The organism is Vibrio sp. 1249-1 (genome assembly GCF_033340495.1).
Genome location: NZ_JAWOWJ010000861.1, coordinates 1 through 583, shown reverse-complemented (window position 1 = coordinate 583; position 583 = coordinate 1). Strand labels below are relative to the sequence as shown.

Annotated in this window: 1 protein-coding gene; it reads right to left on the bottom strand. The window is 43.2% G+C overall.

Translation table 11 applies throughout. The annotated features are described in order from the left end of the window. Nucleotides 1-583: ABC transporter permease (locus R7Z50_RS29335; RefSeq protein ID WP_318149993.1), on the bottom strand; the 583-nt coding region annotated here is incomplete at both ends.

Below are 583 nucleotides of genomic sequence, written 5' to 3'. Positions count from 1 at the left end.
AAATACGTTGGACTGATGCCTTTCATTACACTGTAGAGCGGCAGAATCATAAAAGGCAATAAGATGTGTACCATAGAAACAACCGTACCAAAGGTATTGTGTATCATCTGAATTCGCTCAGACGTTAAACCAGACCACATCAGTAAATCATTAATCACCCCCTGATTTTGCAACAACACAATCCAAGAGGTCGTACGGACCAATAGTGACGTCCAAAAAGGCAGTAGCACCACAATCAACAGCAAGTTGGCGCGTTTGTCTGGCAAGTTTGCTAACAGATACGCCACGGGATAAGCCATCAACAAACAAATCACGGTAATTAAGATCGACATCCAAAAGGTTTTAAAGAAAAGGTCAACGTAGATCTGCCGTTTTTCTGGTTGCGCTTCAATCTCGCCCATTTCGTTCACCTGCATATCCAATGCCGCAAGGTAATGGTTGACGGTTATCGCACCGCTCAGGTTCTTAAAAGCAACCCAATATTTTGCATCCGCCCAGCGTTTATCGAGCCTACTCAGTTCTTTTATTGACGTAGGAAGCACTTCTAAACGAGACAATTTTCGTCCCGTTTTCATCATCAAAC